The sequence below is a fragment of the Chryseobacterium flavum genome, from assembly GCF_003385595.1.
Taxonomy (GTDB): domain Bacteria; phylum Bacteroidota; class Bacteroidia; order Flavobacteriales; family Weeksellaceae; genus Chryseobacterium; species Chryseobacterium flavum.
The window spans coordinates 40,448-61,603 of record NZ_QNUE01000004.1; the positions used below are offsets into that span (position 1 = coordinate 40,448).

Below are 21,156 nucleotides of genomic sequence, written 5' to 3' on the forward strand. Positions count from 1 at the left end.
CAGCTATGAAAAAAACTCTAATACTTTTACCTCTTTTGGCTGCTAATATAGCGTTAGCCCAACAAAAGAAAACCATTACAGGTAAAGTCCAGGATGGCAGTACCTCACAAATAATAGCAGGAGCATCCATAAAAATTGAAACCCAGTCTGTTTCTGCAAAAACGAATCAGAAAGGGATTATTGAAAGTGTTTCTATAGGAACTGTGACCGATAAAAACGGGAAATTCGTTTTGGAAATTCCTGCGGATACAAAATCCGTATTGGTCAGTTATCTTGGTTATGAATCAAGGCTGATCCAGATTGATGAAGATCAGACCAATTACAATGTAACGCTGACCCCTGTCTCAGAAGTCTCGGATAAAAATAAAATACAGGAGGTTATCATTACCGGATATCAGAAGATAGAAAAGCGTAAACAAACCTCAGCAGTTGCATCAGTGAAGATGGATAATATCAGCCAGGCTGGGGTAGCAAGTATTGATCAGATGCTGTCAGGACAGATTGCAGGGGTTGCTGTAACGCCTGAAACAGGTGCGCCGGGAAGTCCGGCAAAAATCAGAATCAGGGGAACAGCTTCTCTTTCCGGCCCTCAGGATCCACTATGGGTGATTGACGGACTTCCACTGGAAGGAAATGATGTCCCTAATTTTACAGATAAAGACAATATTGATCAGCTTCAGAACTTTTCCATCGCAGGACTGAACCCTAATGATATTGAAGATATTACCATTTTAAAGGATGCTGCTGCAACGGCAATTTATGGAGCACGGGCAGCAAACGGGGTGATTTCGATCACCACAAAGAAAGGAAAAAAAGGAAGTATGAAACTGAATTTTTCAGCAGATACTTTTGTAACCGCCCGCCCGGATTTTGACCGCCTTAATCTTCTGAATGCTTCTGAAAAAGTTGACCTTGAACTCATGCTCGCCAGGCGTACTGATTTAACCTATCGTGCCGATAAGGGAGAAGTAATGAGGATCCTGACTAAAAACGGACAACTTGATGCATTCCGAACCGGAGGCCTGGATGGGATAAACCTTCTGACACGCCAGCAGATCAATGCATTAAGAAATAGCAATACGGATTGGGGAAAATTACTCTACAGAAATGCCATTAACAAGCAATATGGGGTAAGCCTTTCAGGGGGGAGTGACCGTTCTGACTATTATTTCTCTTTAGGATATTATGATGAAGAAGGAACAACTATCGGTACAGGTTTTAAGCGATATAACCTGACATTAAAAAATAATTATAAAATAAGCGATAAGTTAAATGCTGGAATCTCTATTTTCGGTACACAAAGTGAACGTGAGTCATTCATTACAGATGCTGATGCCAATATCAGTCCTGTGAATTATTCAAGAAATGCCAATCCTTATCTTACTCCTTATAACGCAGACGGAAGCTATAGATATGATCAGGATATTGATGGATTTGAAAACAGATATATTCCATTCAATTTCCTGGAAGAAAGAGCAAATACAAGTTACAATCTAAAAAATAACTCTTTGAAAGCGATACTTGATTTAGAATATAAAGTATCGAAAAATTTAAGGTTTACTTCACAGCTGGGTATTCAGTATGACAGCAACAAGACTGAGAAATACGCCGCCCAGGATACCTATTTTACGAGAAAAATGAGAGAAGGAACCCGCTACTATAAAGATGGGGCATACCGTTACTTTCTTCCTGATGGTGCTGTAAAGCAAAACTGGGACAATGACTTTTTCCAATATAACTGGAAACTACAGGGAACTTATAGCACAAAAATCAATTCAGTTCATGAAATTGATGTAATGGCTGGTACGGAAATCCGTAAAACGGAGGACAATACTACAATTACGAGAGCATTTGGTTATGATCCTGCCACAAGGAGAGCTACTGCCATTGTTTTCCCAAGCTCAAGTTTTGCTGCAGAAAGAAAATACGAGACCTATCGTGAAATGCCTCCTGTTGAAAATGCTTATGCTTCAATGTTTGCGACGGCTTCTTATACCTATGATCAGAAATATACCTTCTTTGGGAGTGTGAGATATGACGGTACCAATTTATTTGGAGTGAACAAAAAATACAAGTACTTACCGATATGGGCTGTCTCAGGTTCATGGTTAGTAACGAAGGAGAATTTTATGAAGGATCTTTCGGCTGTTTCCAATCTTAGGTTGAGAGCTTCATATGGTCTGCAGGGGAATATAGACCGAAATACCTCACCGTTTTTTATAGGGGAATACAGTGATGCCACCATTCTTCCCGGCATAAAAGAAGGCATTATTAACGTAATCAGTCCTCCAAATGATAAACTTCGATGGGAAAAGACCACTAATGTGAACCTTGGTGTTGACCTTGGTTTATTCCGGAATCGTATAAACCTTACTGCCGATGTTTACAGCAGAAAAGGAACGGATATGATCAGCATGAAAGAAACTCCGCTGGAAACAGGGTTTGAATATACCATGATGAATTGGGGAAGTCTTACTAATAAAGGGTTTGAATTGGCATTATCTACCAGAAATATTGATAAAGAAAATTTCAAATGGTCAACTACGATCAACTTTGCACACAATAAGAGCAGGGTCCTCAGCGAACAGCCTCGTGATAATGCGCTGCTTCCTTCAAGGGAAGGACTGCCTGTGAATGCTGTTTTTGCTTTAAAAACTGCAGGGATGGATGAAAACGGAAATCCGATGTTTTGGAAAGGTAATGAAAAGGTAAAAGCGGAAGATTTTTTCAAGTTGTATGACGTATATGCAGATTTTCTTCCAGGACAGCTGGTAGACACCAAACTTTCCAATGCAGAACTGAGAGGGTTGTTTACTTATATTGGTGACCGGGATCCGAAATTTACCGGAGGTATTATCAATACTTTTAAGGTTCATAATTTTGATCTGACTGTTTCTGCAACGTTCAATTTAAAGCAGACAGTGATGAAAACACCTTCCTACCGGGGAATGGAGCTGGACAGAGGAAGAAATTATACAAGAGATATCTTTGAAGCAGGAACTACACTTCCGGGAATTACAAGTCCTGATATGGAATCCAATCCGGGATGGATGGCGAACAAATGGTTTTCCGATAATCGTTCCAATGCTTACAGTTTGCTTGATATATGGGCAAAAGAAATCAGCTATGTAAGGATCAGCAGCATCCGGTTAGGGTATACACTTCCTAAAGAGTTTACCAGCCCTATGGGAATCAGTGCACTCAGATTAAGTATCGAAGGGCGTAACCTGTTTGTATTCAGTAATGGATATAAAGGATATTTCGATCCGGAAACGTATGGAAACATTTATGCACAGCCTATTACCAAGTCAATTACCGTAGGATTTAATGTATCTTTTTAAACTTGAAAAAATGAGAAAAATAACAACATTTATCGCATTAGCAGTACTCAGTTTTACCAGTATCGGATGTGACAGATTTTTAGATATTCAACCTGAAGGAAAAGTAATTCCTACTACTGTTGAGGATTACAGGAAAGTGCTTACATCGGCGTATTCAAAATATCCTTCTCACAGATCTTTATCAGCTCTTCGTACAGATGAAGTAAGTATTGATGAAAATACAAGCGACTTTATTTCCTATCGTGAAATAGCCATGTGGAAAGATTCAAATACCGATCAGGCAACAACCGAATTTCCGTGGGTGAGCTTTTATTCAGTAGTATTTTATCTGAACCAGATTATCAATGAAGGAAGTAAAACAATGCAGGAATCTCCTGAAAAAAGACAGATCCTTGCTGAAGCTTATGCATTGAGGGCTTATACCTATTTTGATATGGTCAATCTATACGGGAAATCCTATAACAGTGCTACAGCGGCTACCGATAGAGGAGTTCCTGTAACCCTGGATATAGATCTTGAGCAGGTGTTGAAGCCTTCTTCTGTACAGGAGGTGTATAACCAGGTGCATGCAGATATGGCAAAAGCAGAAGAGTTTATGGTAGAACAGAAGCAGTCAGCCGGTATCAATTACAGATTTTCCAAAGTGTCATTATTGGCGCTTCAGGCAAGGACAGCACTTTACCAGGGAGAATGGAACAAGGCTTTACACTACTCAGAACAGGCATTGGCGATCAAAGGAGATTTAAGTAATTTAAATACGGCCACTACTGCTCCCAATCATTATGCTTCTACAGAATCTGTTCTGGCTTTGGATAATGCTTTTAACAGTTCTGTACAAAATCTATCCTTTGCATCTGATGAATTGATTTCAAAATACAACAATAGTACAGACAAAAGATTCGGACTTTACTTTGAAAAGAACGGCAGTAAGTATAAAATAATTAAGGGAGGAAGCTCGGATTTCAGAATATCTTTCAGGACAGCAGAACTTTATTTTATAAAATCTGAAGCCTTATTGAAACTGAACAGACTCACTGAAGCAAAAGAGACCCTTCTTAAGGTTTTAAAAAACAGATATACTAATGAAGGTTATGTGATGGTTCAGAACGGAATACTTCAGATGGGTGTTTCAGAATTTATGAGCTATCTGCTGGATGAAAGATTCCGGGAATTTGCTTTGGAAGGGCAGCGCTGGTTTGATCTACGAAGAGCAAGTCAGAAAAAAATTATACATACTATTAACGGACAGGAATATATTCTTCAACAGAATGACGTAAGATATACTATTGAATATCCAATGAGTGCGAAGAAGAATAATCCTAATTTATAACATTCATATTAACACCCTTTGAAACCGCTTGAACTTGATTGTTTTAGCGGTTTTTTTGTACTTTTGCAATGTTATGAAAATTGCCATTATAGAAGACGAATTGCTGGCTGTTAATTATCTGAAAAATCTCTTGGATAAACAAAGTATTGTTCCTGTTACAGAGGTCGTTATCCTTCGTTCAAAAAAACAGGCAATAGATTTTTTCGAAAAAGACTCAGCAGATCTGCTCTTTATGGATATTCATCTCGGGGATGGTATGAGTCTTGAAATTTTCGAGCATGCAGAACTTTTTACCCCGATTATCTTCATTACAGCATTTGATGAATACGCGATAAGAGTATTCAGGCATTTTACTATTGATTATCTCCTGAAACCTTTTGAAGAGGAAGATTTACATAAGGCACTACAGAAGTTTGTTTCTATAAAAAATAATTTTGATGCTGAACCTCTCCTGAAATCCATATCTTCATTACAGCAGTCAGGTGAAGAAGTAATGAAACGGTTTATGGTAAGGGAGGGAAATAAACTTAAATCTATAAACGAAGAGGATACCGCTTATTTTTTTGCCTCGGGAAAATATCTTTTTCTCACCACTAAGGATCATCAGACCTATATTTATGATGATACGATTAAGGATATTATTCAGAAATTAAATCCGGATGTTTTCTTCAAAGTGAACCGCAAATTCATCATCAATAAAAAGGCAATTTCAGAAATCATTAAACATTCAAGTCAGAAGGTAGAGCTAAAACTTTTCCCGGAACCTGAGGTGAATACCGGAGTTTTTATCAGTAAAAGGCAGATTACAGAATGCCTGAGCTGGCTGAACAGCTGATTGCCGTTTCTTATAGATTCAGATCATAAAACAGATCTGTTATTTTTTTGTATTTTTCCTGCGCCTATTAATTGATAATCCAGAACCATGAAAATATATCTGCTGGCTGCCTTGTTGTTTTCGGGGATGCTTTTTTCACAAAAGATTCAGCTTAAAAAAGACAAAATTTTATTCAATGAGAAAGAAATCGGAATAATGAAATCTCCATACAGGGATCATTTTGAATTCTATACGTTAACAAATGAAAAAGTTTTTGATGCAGATCTCAAAGGAGTAGCTTTAGCAAAAGATCAGCTTCTTTATTATCTGGATATGAAATCCGCCAGTGGAAAAACAACCCGGATTCCTTATGAAGTTTTAATTACCTCTTTTAAACCGGACAGGATTGTTGCCCATCAATTAGCAGTAAAGTATCATCTTTTCAATGAAAATGGTTTTAACAAGACTGAGGTGGAAAGCTTCTTTGATACCCCGAGAGAGAATTTAACAGATCAATACCTTACAGCGAAAAACAACAGTATTGCAGAAGATAATGAAAGAAAGAGCCAGCTTGAAGATATAAGACGCATTTACAATCCAAGATTAGGGTCTAATGGTGAAATTCTGATCAATAACGGAAACTATCCTGCAAGAATAATAGGATATGCCATAGGATATCATTGTACTGGTTTCAGCAGTCAGAATCCGTGTCTTGAAGTAAGTGATCTGGATGGAATCAAAATAGCATCAATGTATCAGACCCAGGGGATGAAAACATATGCAGTAAGAACTTTTGATCACAATGAATTTATTTTTACAGCAACACGGCCTTATGCCCAGTCAGATTATGCATTTGTCAATGAGTTTATAGCTCATCTTTTTATTCATGGATATACCCTGGAACATCAGGCATATTATACGAACCAGGAGATGCAACAGTCTAAAGTAGTTGATGCCATTAACCGCAGTATTAATTTATATGATGTGCCAGGATATGTAGTGGAGAAGTCAGGAAAAAAAACGGAAGGAACAATTACCATCTGGTTTGAGATGCTGGATACAGAAAGAACCGGTCAGAAGCTTCCCGAAGGAGGTGCCGATTTCTTTGGACAGCGGGTAACTTTAAAAAAACAATTACCGGGAATGAACAGTATGGCTATTAAAACGTATGACGCCGATTCAGGCATACACTTCTGCATCTTTCCAAATGGGACTGAAGAATGTTATTATGGATTGGACGTAAAAGGAGAATTCATAAAGAAAATGCAGAATTACGGAAGCCTGCATGGTAATAATTCTTATTTCTACAAGTTGGTTGCCAGAGAGAACAAAATTATGCTGCTTCAGGATCCTGTTGAGCTTCAGAAATATGTCATTAAAACAGACTTTGAGCCGAAAGGACAGATGCTTGATTACCGGTCCAATGATATACTTTCTGGGAAACTGGCCGACTATCTTAAAGAGTGTAAAACATTATCAGATCAGTTGAAAAATAAAGGTCTTGATCTGAAAAATAAAGAAAATCTGATTCACATTATTTCTGAATACAGTAAATGCAGGAAGTAAATCTGATGATTGAAATAACTGATCCGGCAGCAGTCACTGTACTGTTGCCGGATTATTTTTGCAAAAAACTATATTTATTTTTATAAAAAATTATTACACGTCAAGTTTTGACGTTCTGCTCCGATATCTTTGCTACAGAATATAAGACCAAATTATTATTATATTATGATGCAACAGGTTATTTCGGTATGATATCTGATGATTACAAACTACCAGCCAGGATATCAGGAGATTGTATATTTTTCTTATAATAATTATTAATACGTCAAGATTTGACGTTCCGCTGAAATAGCTTTGCTCTAGAATCAAACACCCAATCACAAAATATTAATCAATCATGGATAAACCAAGTGAAAACAGAATAAAAAAACTTCATCCTTTGGTAAGGGAAGAGATCACACAAATTGTCAGGGAGTGTGACGAAGCCCTTACCGGGAGAGCCAAGGTAAGGATTACCCAAGGGCTAAGGACCTTTAAAGAACAGGATGCACTGTATGCGCAGGGAAGAACAAAAGCCGGAAAGAAAGTTACCAATGCCAAAGCCGGACAAAGCATTCACAATTATGGATTAGCGGTAGATATATGCCTGATTATCGATGGAAAAGTGGCAAGCTGGGACACTGCCGGAGACTGGGATAATGACGGAGTAGCCGACTGGTATGAATGTGTAAAGATCTTTGCCAGACATGGCTGGGACTGGGGCGGAAACTGGAAAACCTTTAAAGACCTGCCGCATTTTGAAAGAAGATTCATCTGGAAAGGGGAACGAAAAATCAAAGCTACCTGGAGAAACTTACAGAATTTACCGAAAGATAAAGATGGATATGTAGTTTTCACCAAATAATCCCGGGATTATTTACTGTGAAGATTAAATAATACAATCAATGAAAATGGTTGTACAGGAAGGGTTTTGTCTTTACCGGAAAAAATAAACCTTTTCTTATTCTTATTGTACATAACATGAATCTGAAAAAACGCTGAATAAGAGCTATTGAAGCTGCTAAGATATATGAAGAAAAATCATTACACATTTTAAGAATATGCTTCTTAAAAATAATCGGGCTTATTATTCTTAAAGCCTTAATTGACCTTAATGATTCAGAATATGTTCAGGTTTATTATCTCCGTCTTATCTTTTATTAACACCAAAAAATCACAAAAATGCCACAAAACATTCCATCGGGAACTTTACCAACAGCTCCCGACAGCAAAGGGCTTAATGTACGGCCGGATCTTATGCCGGAGTCTTTCTTCTTTCTGGAGAAGGGAGTGACTTTTTCGCAGGATTCTGCCGGAAAATTTGGAGCCAGCGGGACTGTATTCAGGACCACCTCCAAGGTAAGCTTTACCGGCAAAGTATATACCATTTGCCAGGGACAGGTATTTTTACAACCTTGTGGAAATGATTCCACTAAAGTAAATGCGATCCTTAAGCCTTTTAATCAGCCGGTTAAAGGACTAGCGATCAAATATATTGTGTATAGAGGACTGAATAAATCAGACTTCTTCGGAGCTGGCGATATCATCAATGATGGGACCACAGTAACAGGATTTGTAGATCTGATCAGAAAAGAATTTAAATCCCTGTATAATATGCTGGGAGTTACGGTACCAACATTTACAGCACAATATATCGGATATCCGGGAGCAACCAATCCGCAACCCGGAGATACCCTTATTGATGATTATTTCCTTAAGGTATCAAGAACTCAAACGAGTGGAGGAACAACCACGGAAACCGAGCCTGCAAAAGCATTTGAACTGCCAATGATTCCGAGAGGAACCCACCTTGGAAATGCCACAGGAACCGTAGGGATCGATATTGTATTGAACGAGGGAGATTATACCGTAGCAAATGATCCCAACCCATTTAGGCTGAATTTAAATTTTGCCCGTTATGCTGATCACGTTTTAGATCAGACTGCAGGAACTACAGCTTTTGAAAAGAAGCTGATCAGGGAAACAGCAACCCAGTTTCTTGATGTTGCGGCTTTTTATGGACTGCATACTCAGGGAAAAGGAAAGATTCATATGAGTGATAATTCTGTTCTGCAAACGGTAGAACAGATTGCCGGCCAGATCTCTGGTTTTGTAACAGCTGAGACCACCTACCTGTATATTCAGGGAAGTAGGCAGAGATCTTATAATTTCTACGGAAATCAGAATCTGGAAGGAAATACAGGAAACATTAAAATCGGACAGGCTGCCAACAACCTTTCTTTAATGCAGTTTGAACAGGCCTGGCCGGTGAAAGAATTTGCTGCATATCCATCACTTGTAGTTCAGTTAACCACCGATAATAACGATGCAGCTGCCCTGTATGTGAAACAAGGCATTTTACATGCGGATACAGCGAATGAGGACTATTTTATCAGAGGGAAAAACCTGTTGCAGGAAGCAGGTGACGGAATTGATACCAATTTCACGAAACCTATTGCTTTCAGCTTAAACAGGACAAGTGCCGGTAAAACAGTTGCTTCGTTTGTACAGCTGATTTATGAAGGAAGAGCATTGGAAATTGTTAATACAATTCCAGTATTAAGTTCTTCTGACCCTATATATCTAAAAGATGTTGATGATATTTTTGGACTGATTGATGTAAGCCCAATTATTCAAAAACAGTCGGTTAATGAACTTCATTATGTGATTGATCAAAATTTATTATTAATAAATTTTGAGAATGAAACAGGAGGAAAAGATATTGCAACGGTTACTACAAAAAAGACAGAAGACCAAATTGTTAAAAGTGAAACAGATACATTAAATAGAATTACTTATGAAACACTTTTAAATAACGTACGCCAAAGTGGAGGCTCTTTTTTTGAAAGGAGAAGTGCTTATTTGGATAACAGTAATAGTGGGTCTGTGAGTTATAGTAATAAAAGAAATAATTTTTACCAGCCGGAAAAACCATATTACTTTAAAACTGTAGCCTTTACAAATTTAATGGATAATACAGTAACGGGTCTATCACTAGATTCTGAACATGGAACCATAGCAAGTAAAAAAATATTGGGAATTACAAAAGATGAAAATTTACAGATTCTCAACCTTATAAATCAATATTATCTTAATAATCCTAAGTTTTATTTGAATGAAGAGAAGTTAAACGGAAGTAATACTCAAATTGCACCAGAGAAAGTTTCTTATAAAATGTATTCGTTATCTGTAATAGGCGAAAATCAAATTGGTGAAATATTGTTGGTCAACCCTTCTCATAAAATATATATAACGACTGTTGATAATTTAGTTTTTACTAGTGAGGAGTATGCTAAATGGAATCCTAAAATAATCAATACTCAAGAATTAACTCCAAGTTTTTTTATCAATGACAGCAGCAATTTTATACGGTAATTATGATGGCAAAGGAAATGCCATTGTAGTAAGAATCAATAATTTGGCAGACCCTCTATATACTATTGGAGGATATTTAATTGGTTTCACGAAAAATAATTTAGAATACTATCATTTTATTAAGTCGGATTTTAAACAAGATGATAAAAATAGTGTTGATGCAGGCTATTATTCTTTAGATGATTGGCTAAGGTATTGGGCAGATCAAATAAAGATTGAAGAGGTCAGAAAATTTGAGAATGCATTCTTTGAACATATAAAAAAAGGAGATACAATTATTGTTCAAAAGCACAAGGTTGCCAATGATATGGTAAATTATAATATAAATGAGGAATACCAATACGTATGGAACTCTGATCAATATTTAATTCCATTTTCAGAAAAAATCTATATTCCGGCTAATGTTACAGGTGTGGAAAAGCCATATAATCCACAGCCAAATGCAACTAGTTTTTATAACAACAGTAAGTTTTTGATTGATATTGTTTCAAGTGAAAAAAAGGGTGAAGTAGCAAGATATTTGATATATTCAGCATATTGTATACATCATATAAATAATTCTATACTGCCACTATTTAGTGAATCAGCGTACTTAGCTCTTATTACTGAACAAAAAAACTTTTGGTCTAATCCTTTTACAAATACAACCGGTTTATCTGAAACTGAAATAGTGAATATTGTACATGATTTTTATTTAGAAGTTCTTAATTTTTATGTAACTGGTTTTAGGAATAAGAAAAAAATTCAATCGGTTTCTCAAAATAGAAAGCTCTTTTATTTAACTCTATTTATGAGTGTAAAAGCTCTCACTACACTAACATCTAAAATAAAGATTGAAATTCTCAAGACAGCAACTGAAGAAATGAGTGAGTATTTTGAAAAAGAAACTGTAGAGAATTTAATTGTACGGATAGCCGGCTCTTTTGATGCAAATACTATTAATAGAATAGATGAATTCCTAGAGGGGTTAATAAAGTCAGAGAATGTTATAGGTAAAGATCAAGTGACATTGTATCAATATATCTATGATAGGATGAGTACCAGCTGGAATATGAAGAAGGGTGTTATCCAATTAACGAACTGGATTGCAAAAACAAATTTTAAACCAACAAATACAAAAAGTGCATTTGTACAGGCTATATACTCTTTATGGCAGTTTAGTAAGTTTAATCCATACAACGAAGATGGCACTCTGAAGACTAATGCTTTTTACATAAAATCTTTAAATCCAGAAAAGAGTAAGCCAGCTGCAAATGGTTTTTTTGTCGAAGACTCTATTCAACCAACCCCTAATACATTATATAATTATAGTTATGAAACAGCTTATCAGGTTTCTATAGGGGTACATACAGGCTGGCCTTATGCTCATGTAGGAGATACAGAACATTTTTATACAATTAAATATCCTCTGGCTGCCCCAATCTCAATGCCTTATGAATCAGAAAAAAGGATAGGTATATTTTTTGACAATTTTACTTTTGATTTTAAAGGAAGTAAAATACAAGCCACTCAAAATAAATTACCTTGGATAGAAACTGAATCTTACTTATCCAAATATTCGGAGACGAGTCAGTTATATGGAACATATGATATTTTTCAGCCCATAAGTTTAATCAATAATAATATTGATTCTGCTGTACCTTTAGTAACTATTTATGGAGATAAAATAGAAATTGGTAATGGAAATTTAACCATAAATTCCCTGATCCCTATTTTTATGTTGAAAATGATCGATGATTTAGGGGATAAAAGTGATGCTGAAACTGCAATTGGGTATGCTGTGGATGGAGTGCTTACTTTTTCCGGAATAGGGAATTTAACTAAATTAAGACACTTAAGGTGGGCTGCACTAGGTGTAAATGAAGTTCAGCTAGTTAGCAAAGCAGGGTTAAGAATTGTTTTAGGAGGTGTAGAGTTTACTTCTGGAGTTCTAGGATTTTTAGCAAATTTTGTAGAATGTAATGCTAACGATGAGTTCTGTAAAAGTGTAAAAAACTTTATCATGATGTTACAGTTAGCTACATTATCGGTTTCATCTGTTGATACATTAACAACTTTAGCATTAAGAAATTCAGCTAGAAGAATTACAAAAATAGCAGGAGGAACGGATGCTAATACAATACGTCAAAATGTTGAAAATAGATTAAAACAGCTGCATCCAAACGCATCTGATAGTGTGATACAGCAAACTTCAAGTGCAATACTTGGCTCTTCTATTATAGGAGTTACTCCAGAAATGATCGGTATTCTTATAAGAAGAATTAAAAAACTTTTTGAAGATAAGGGGGCCTGGACTCTGGACATTAGTTATACAAATACTTTTTTAAATGATTATATAAAACTTTGTAAAGATGAGTTAGGTCTTACAGATAAAGTTATTGAAGAGCTCATCTTTATTGCTAATAAAAAAACTCCTCCCAAAAAATTCATAAGTACAGATCAATTAATTATTCAGACTAAGTTTCATGTAAATGAAATTTTGAAACGAGGATTTTCCGCCGGATTTAGTAATATGCTTCAATACAAATCATTCTGTAATAAAGTAAGAGATCAGTTTAAAACAAATTTATTGGATTTACCCGGAGAATTGTCACAACATATTGATAGTTTAGAATGTGTAGTTAAAGGATCTGCTTGTAGAACATGGAAAACATTGGATCCTGAGCCTCCTGTCGGAATGGTAAAACCAAGGCAACCTGATGATATAGATCTTGGACTTCGATTGGATGCAGATGATTATGACGCTTTTGTTGAAGAATTAAAAATGGTTATTCATGATGTAATTTTAGATGAAAGAGAGGTTAAAATTTTAATAGACAGAATTAATAACAAGAATACCTATGGGAAGTTACAATATGACGAAATTTTTAAACATATTCCTGTTGGTAATTCTGACTTTGTTAAAAAAATACGAAAAGCAGCAGCCCCTTATACTAATTTTGCAGAAGATAATATTAATTTTGCTATTATTAAAAAAGGAGGGAAATACGATAATTCACCAGAAATAACTTTTAAATATTAATATAAATGATACAATATAAAAATCTCAATGGTAAATTGATTAGTGAACAGCAGGTGGGTTTACTAAAAGAATATGCTATTCATACTACTGATGACCAGACTGGTCTTCTTAAAAAAGTAGAAACAATTAAATTAAAAAGAGGAGATCAACGTTATAAGTTTTTTGAATATTACCTTGATTCCGGTGAAAACAAATCTGGTATTATCCAGCAGTATACTAATGAAGTAAATGATTATCGTCTTGGTATTTACTCAAATTTGCAAACTGCTTTTAACTTTAAAATGTGGGATTTTGAAAACTATTCAAATACAGGTGTACTTATTGCAAAAAGTAAAGTTGTATTTGATACTCAAAATAGATTGATTTTAAAAGTATATTTTGATATTCAAACTGATGAAATAAAAAAGTTTCCATTACCAATAAAGTATTATTATGCATCATCAGAAGATGCTGTAAATGGTTTAGCTGATTTAGAGTTAATGTTTACATATGAATTTAACGAAAATATTAATCAGTTTGTTACTTATATTAAAGATTTAAATGAAACAACCGGCGAAATTCATACAAAAAATGTTGATGGATTTATTGAGCTAATGGGCTTAGACTTTTGGAATAAGCACCCATATTATCATGCCTTACAACCATTACTTCCAACCTCTTTGATTATATAGAAAAGTTCTAAAGTCAACTAGCAATAATATATCTCTAGGCTATAACTATGATAATTTTATAGGTTTCTAATATAAATTAACGTTTGAAACATTCTAACACCACGGGAAATTAAGTAAACCCTACTTAATAAGGCTTTTGTTTGCCTAAACGGAAGCCTTCCATTCACCCAAAACACAAAATTATTTTTATGTCAAATCAAACACCGGTAACACACAGGTATTACCCGAGGTTATCCTCTGTGGTTACACAAGACGACATCCCCGATATTCTGGGATTCATAAAAGATGGGGTGACCAACCTCCTCGACAAAATCTACTATAAAGATTTACAGTATAGTAAGGGGCCGAAAGGAGATTCGGCTTTTTACAGCTTATCTGTCGTTTCCAAAAGGATCGATATTGAAATTCCCGGAACAGGAATCGCATTGGTCCTGAATCCGGATCTCAAAAACAATGACTCAAAAATCTCTGCATTTCCTATTACAATCGAATACCAGTGGAAGATCCTGGCGTATTTACGCTATTTCAGTTTAGGAAACTTTTCCTTTGAACCCCAACAGATCTTCGAGGTAGCACTCAGAGTGCTTAATGTGACGGAAGAGCAGGCGATTGCCCACTTTGTCAACACCTTTGTACAACCTGCCGATCAGGACATTACACCTTTGATGCAGTTTGTTAAGGATATCAATGCATCGCAGAATCTGGGACTGACCCTGCCAACAGATGCTACCTCAGTTACAGAGGTTGTACAGGATATTTTCCAAAAATCTGCAGGGAAATATGCATCATTGGTAGCATTTGCCACCTATCTGTTAACCAGTGACCTTCAGGAAACAGCCAATAAGGTAAAAACGTTCTTTAAATCTCTGATTCCACAGGATATTGATGAATTCATCAAAGAAGTGGTGATTCCGAAATTTAAGGCGACACTGATGTTATCTGCTGCCATTGAATTTCCGAGAAGTATTTTAGTTCCTGTTTTCCCGCTAAAACATCCAACAACACCGTTAGATCCTATTCCGGAAGGAAACCAGGACCCGCAATATCCTGATAAAGTATTGTTAAGTTTCGGTGAAGCACTGTTTTATGCAGATACGGAAAGAGGATTCGGATACAATATGGATCTGGTACTAAATACCAATACTCCGGCTCAGATCGGAAATACAGGTTTTGTGATTGATATTCATAACCTGAAAATAGATCTCAGTAAAAAAGAGAATATTGCTGAAGCCGATGCAGACGGGAGGCCTAAGGAATTTATGGGAGTATATATGGAATATACCGAAATTTTCCTTCCGAAGAAATGGTTTAAGAAGAGAAATCCGGAAACAGATACCCAGCAAACGATTGGTATTTCAGCCAATCATTTACTGATCGGAACAGGGGGACTTTCAGGGAATATCTCCATCAAACCAACTTATGCTGTTAAAACAGATAATAATCAAACCATAGTAGTTGATTATTTCAGCAAGTTTTTCGAGCTTAAATATACCAATCTTAAGGTAAAATCAATGTCCAACGATACGGAGGTAACTGTTGCGAATAAAACAAAATTACTTGAATATATCAATACTTTGCCTTCTCCTTCCCAGCTTAAGTTTGTATATCCGATAGGATTAACCACATCAGCAGGTGATTACCGGGAATTTAAAAAAGAAGAGGAATATTATAAATTTCTCAGCAGTCTTTCCGTAGACAGTCTGGATGAGAAAAACCGTACATTATGGTTTGACCTCGGAAAAGACCCTGATAAAGCATGGCAGTTGGGATTCAGTAAATTTGAAATTGATTTCCATCAGGGAAAAGTGGTTCATTCATCACTGCACGCAGGATTAAAGATCAAAAAGTTCAAACCGTATGGCAGTAATACAGACCTTATTATTGATGTAATAGGGGAATGGGAAAGTAAGGAAAATTTCAAACTTTCTGCGGCTTTCCTTCCGTTTGGTCTTCCACTGAATCTTTTTGATGTTCTTACCTTCTACCTTCAGAATATTGAGATCGGTAAGAAAAATGATAACTTCTATATTGAAGCAGATACCAAAATTACATTCCCGGAAGGTACTTTCGGAGCAGAGCTTTTAAAAGAAGGGATTGATCTTCCTGCAGTACGTTATTATGCTAACGGAAAGTTTGAAATTGCCGGCGGAAACTCTATTATTCCGTTGAATCTTAACCTGAATCTGGGACCGATTGTTATGAGTGTAACAGCGATCCACTTCGGAACGATTCAAAGAGAGTATGGTGGAGTAATGAGAAGCTACAATTATATCGGATTTGATGGAGGAATCAATGTAAACCCATTAGGTCTGGATGTAAGAGGGAACGGAGTAAAATATTACTATACCAATGATGATGATGAACATGGCGGAAAAGGAGACAGTTATTTCCATATCTCAACACTGGAGGTAGACCTTGTTATCCCGGGATCAGCAAGTCCGGCATCTGCAATGGCTATTATCAAAGGAGCGCTTACTATTCCGGAACCTGGAGTTTCTTCTGAATACAGGGGTAAAATTTCAGTACAGCTTCCTAAAATGAATATGTATGGTGCTGCGGAAATGGCATTTGATCCTAAATATCCAGGATTCTTTATTGATGCCAGTGTAGACCTTCCTACAGCTATTCCGTTAGGATCATTCGGGATCTTTGGGTTCAGGGGACTCTTAGGTTACCGGTATATTGCACATAAAGAAGCCATCGGAATGACTGATAATGATACATGGTATGATTATTATATGCATCCGCAACGGGGAATCAATATGGATAAATTTATAGGACCTCAGTATACCCAGAAATATGATTTTCCTTTCTCCGTGGGGCTTGGAGCTTCTTTAGCAACATTAGACGGAAGACTGGCCTCGCTCAGGGCGATGGTGTTATTGTCTTTACCGAGTATGTTTGCTATTGATGCGGGACTTACCATTATCAGTGAACGTCTGGGACTTGCAGAAGATGATCCGCGCGTACCTCCGTTCTATGCCTTTGTTATTGTAGGAAATAACTCTCTGGAAATCGGTGCTGGAGGAAACTTCCAGCTTAACAGGAAGGATGGTTCCTTTATTGATATCAAGGCTGAGGTGCAGATGGGGTTCTTCTTCAAGAATCAGAGGCCGTGGTACGTAAATTTCGGAACCAAAGAAAAGCCAATTACTGCTGCGCTGTTTAAAGATTCTGTTAATATTAAAGCACAGGCTTACCTGATGATTGCTGCAAAAGGAATTGAAGCAGGAGCCCGGGTGGATTTTAACCTGAACCTGTTTATCGTCAAAGTTTGGGCAGCGATAGAAGTGGGAGGTAAAGTCAGCTTTGAAAGACCACAGACCGGAGGATATATCTATGTGGAAGGAGGAGCAGAAATCAACCTGTTTATTATCAAAGTATCCTTGTTTATCTCTATTTATTTCAGGGTAGAACTGGTAAAACCATTCCTGATCCTGGCAGAGCTGAAATTTGAACTTAAAGTGAAAATTGTATTTATTAAAATCAAACTTAAAGTTCATTTAACTCTTAAATGGGAAAAGAATAATGAAACTGATACTTCAGGAATCGCGCCTATCACCCATGAGTCTGACCCTCCAACAATTGATTACCCGAAAGAAGCAAGACTGGATAGTGCAGTAAAAGGGGTACATATGTTAACGAATGAAGAGTTTCTTCTGAAACCTTTCTTACCGATTAATGCTATGCCTTCCCCGGAACTGGTCAAAAATGAAGGACCATATATTCCTTTGGACACTTATGTAGATATCAAGGTCGAAAAAGGATTGATCCCGACCGCTGTGGTAGATCATAAAATTGGTGGACATACCACCGGAGCGAATGGTTATCTGGATTTGATACCACCGGAAAAAAATCAGCCGGGAGGCCATGTGATCCGTCAGGTACAACATAAATATTTCATTGATGATATCATTATCAATATCGTTAATAAAAATGGAGTATGGGAAGAATACAATCCTTACAGAGCAGTGGTTACAGCCGATGATTTGGTCAACATCCCAAATATCAACAGCTTTAAAATCGGATATTGGCAGAAAACCAATGAGAAATATGATACAATCCGACTTCTGGCATCCACTCCTTTCTCATTCCTTGACGGAGGACAGCCGGGATGGTTTATTCCTGAACAGTATGGTATTACCGCTTCGTCCCTGTTCTGTACAGAACATACCGAAACATGGCATGATTCCAACGTTCTTGATAAAGCTGTAGGAACAATATACCATCAGCCTTTAATGTATCCGGCTGAATTTATTAACGGAGCATATTACAGCCTTTTGGGTACCGTAACAGATAATGATTACATGAGTGTTTCCAATGTTTCCAATCCTCATAATTTTGCTAAATCATTAAAGATTAATAACGGAAACTCATTGGCAGTTCTTTTACCACAGGCATCTGCAGAAGTAAAATTATGGCTGTCTACAATGGCATCAGGAGCCACAGTGAAATATTATAAAGATGTTTTCTCCAATGCTATTTACCAGCAGTATGAACTTATTACCGAAGAGGTAAAAACAAAAGCAGAACTGGCAGCTGGTTTCCTGCACTATAAAGCAGGAGATTTTAACGGAAAGTATGTTACCAAAATTGAGATCATTCCACAGAATCCTGATCAGGCAACGATTGATGCTATTAATATTCAGATTGATCAGATCTGGGCAGATGCTGTGGCCAATACCACGGGAGAAGTTACAAGTGTGGTCCTTTCACCGGAACAGCAAAACCTGTATAATGAACTTGTAGAGAAATTGCAGCATTTAAAAAATGAAGGATGTACAACTTCCCAATGTAATGAACTTGATTTTGAAGTATTACGTGTGGTAAAAGATTTTGAAGGAACTGCAGGTACAGGAGTTGTTAATCTTAGTGATTCTACGGTAGTGAACAGTCTGACAGAATATCAGAATCAGTATAATATGATAACAGGAGAGAATGGTCCGTATGTCGATTTTAATATGCATTCAGTGGTATTCCTTCACCTTCCATATGATTCTGTCGAAAACAACAGGGATATTGTAAAAGTTTCTGAAGGTACATCAGCGTTAAATATCTGTTTTGCCAATGACACTATTAAGGATCTTACCAATAAGGCAATGATCATTAAAATCAATAAAACCACCAATAAGCCTGTAAAACTTAAATACAGTCCTTATTGTGGCTGTGAAGATCAGGGGTGTAACAGAAAAGATGAGCTTTGCAACTTCCTGAATGAGATCTCTTATAATCTTAACACTTGTCTGTCAGCCACCGGTTCGGATTCATTGCGTGAAAACTGGAAATGTTTTGAAATTATGATTTCTTCGATTTATCAGTTTGACAAGACGTATCCTGAATATGAACTGATTTCGGGGCATGGATATGCCATTGAACTTATAAAAGAACTTCAGGAATATGCCGGATATGAGGGAGCAACAGTATCACATGCAATGACCATTGTTCAGCAAATCTTTAACATCATGTATGATCTTGGAGATTGCGGATGTAATGACAGTAATACAGGTACAGTAACAGACTGTCATACACTGCTTCAGCAGGTTTCATGGATTACAGCGCAGGATTACGAATATCAGCAGACTATTCCCGGACAACAGGCGGTTCAGCAGGATACCGGACTTATGATGGATGCTATTGAAAAAGTAATACAGCCTGTCTGGAGACCAAATAGTGTTTACTGTGTAAATCTTAAACTTAAGGATGAAGTTAACGGCGGAGATTCAACAACAACTTTTGATTATTATTTCGGATTCAAAACTGCAGGTCCGGTAGGACATTTTGAAAAGAAAAATATAGAATATCTGGAAAGATTAAAAGATGAAAACGGAGTTGAATATTCTCCTGTAAAAAGAAGAAAACCGGAAGAATATCCGATTACTTCCCTGAAATCCTATATTGATATGAAAAAATCATATCCTAATGCTGACGGGAATCTGTTGATGTCAAAACCGGTATTTTATGGAAATGAAGAATGTGAAATCCGCCTCTTCTTTACCAAGCCATATGTTTATAATATGCTTAAAACATGGGAAGGATATTCACAGTTGAAAGAACAGAAAGGAAGTGTTAATATCATCATTAAAGATCCTGTAACAGATGTGATTGTTCCATATCCTCTACCACAGAACTGGACTCATGAAACCGTTCCGGAAACTATTGAAAGCTGGGAACCGGATGATCCGAATTTACCTTTGGGCATTCAGCAGATGTTTAACTATATCAATCATGCAAACCTGCCGGCGAATGGAATGAATTGCCACATTGAGCTTGGTGATCCGATCAAACCGAAATCAAACAGCTATTCCGTTGTATTGACTAATCTCAATCCGGAAAAACTGTATACGGCCATTGTTTACAATGCGTTTGATGAGAATGGTGACGGAGATTTTGCAGAACAGCTGGATGCAGATGGAAAAATCATCTATGAAGAAAACCAGAAAGTTCATGAATTTGTATTCAAAACGTCAAGATATATGAACTTCCGTGAACAGGTAGAAAGCTATAAGCTGAAAGATCTTGATGATCAGAATATAGTGATTGAAGAAAGAGATGCCGTTTATCAGATTGATGTAAACCTTTCCCAACAACAATTAAATGATGCCTATACTCTTGTTTCAGGAGGGGCGGAAAACACCTATCTGCAAAGCCTTGTCAAAACGTATGCTGAGGTATTCGACAGAGCTTTTGAAGGAGTATTGGGAATCAAACCATTAAGTCCCGCATCTACAACAGAGTTTGTCAGAATCGTTAACGCTGATAAGGAAGTTGTGGCAATGCTGGTAAGAAACCCTGAACCATTCAATGATCCGAAAATTCCTTTGGCAAATATTAAGGACACCTTCAAAATTCTGAATGCTTCCGGAGGGGATGATAACAGTTTCCAGGTTCTTTATTCTAAAGATTATTCACAAATGCTTGTGATGAATGCAGGTAAGAAAATTACTAAAGATAAAATCAAATGCAAATTTGTTCATAAGTCATGGAATGGAACGAGTTATATTCCAAAAACAACAGTGATTACAAATGAAATCCAATTAATAAAATAATTAAATCAAAAA

9 protein-coding genes are annotated in these 21,156 nt (G+C 36.6%); all 9 read left to right on the forward strand.

Features of this window, described 5'->3' with window-relative positions; all coding sequences use genetic code 11:
* The first annotated feature begins 5 nt into the window (after positions 1-5).
* On the forward strand, positions 6-3,341 hold the full coding sequence (locus DRF59_RS05810; protein WP_115957733.1) for a SusC/RagA family TonB-linked outer membrane protein: 3,336 nt from the start codon (positions 6-8) through the stop codon (positions 3,339-3,341).
* Positions 3,342-3,351: 10 nt separating this feature from the next.
* Entirely contained in the window at positions 3,352-4,671 is a 1,320-nt protein-coding gene (locus tag DRF59_RS05815) for a RagB/SusD family nutrient uptake outer membrane protein (protein WP_115958169.1), read from the forward strand.
* Between the two features lie 73 nt (positions 4,672-4,744).
* The gene (locus DRF59_RS05820; RefSeq protein WP_115957735.1) at positions 4,745-5,506 is read left to right on the forward strand and encodes a LytR/AlgR family response regulator transcription factor; all 762 of its coding nucleotides are present in this window, start codon (positions 4,745-4,747) and stop codon (positions 5,504-5,506) included.
* 87 nt (positions 5,507-5,593) lie between these two features.
* Positions 5,594-7,051 (forward strand): hypothetical protein, encoded by a 1,458-nt coding sequence (locus DRF59_RS05825; RefSeq protein ID WP_115957737.1) that lies wholly within the window; start codon positions 5,594-5,596, stop codon positions 7,049-7,051.
* 337 nt (positions 7,052-7,388) lie between these two features.
* Positions 7,389-7,895: a M15 family metallopeptidase gene (locus tag DRF59_RS05830; protein WP_115957739.1), complete on the forward strand. Its 507-nt coding sequence runs from the start codon at positions 7,389-7,391 to the stop codon at positions 7,893-7,895.
* A gap of 317 nt (positions 7,896-8,212) precedes the next feature.
* A complete protein-coding gene (locus DRF59_RS05835; RefSeq protein WP_115957741.1) occupies positions 8,213-10,405 on the forward strand; it encodes a hypothetical protein in 2,193 nt (730 codons plus the stop codon).
* Positions 10,380-13,427: a hypothetical protein gene (locus DRF59_RS05840; protein WP_115957743.1), complete on the forward strand. Its 3,048-nt coding sequence runs from the start codon at positions 10,380-10,382 to the stop codon at positions 13,425-13,427. Before DRF59_RS05835 ends, DRF59_RS05840 begins: the two co-directional genes overlap by 26 nt.
* 5 nt (positions 13,428-13,432) lie before the next feature.
* Positions 13,433-14,098 carry a hypothetical protein gene (locus tag DRF59_RS05845; protein WP_115957745.1) on the forward strand — a complete coding sequence of 222 codons (666 nt, stop codon included), beginning with the start codon at positions 13,433-13,435 and terminating at the stop codon, positions 14,096-14,098.
* A gap of 188 nt (positions 14,099-14,286) precedes the next feature.
* The gene (locus tag DRF59_RS05850; protein ID WP_115957747.1) at positions 14,287-21,144 is read left to right on the forward strand and encodes a hypothetical protein; all 6,858 of its coding nucleotides are present in this window, start codon (positions 14,287-14,289) and stop codon (positions 21,142-21,144) included.
* Positions 21,145-21,156: the final 12 nt, after the last annotated feature.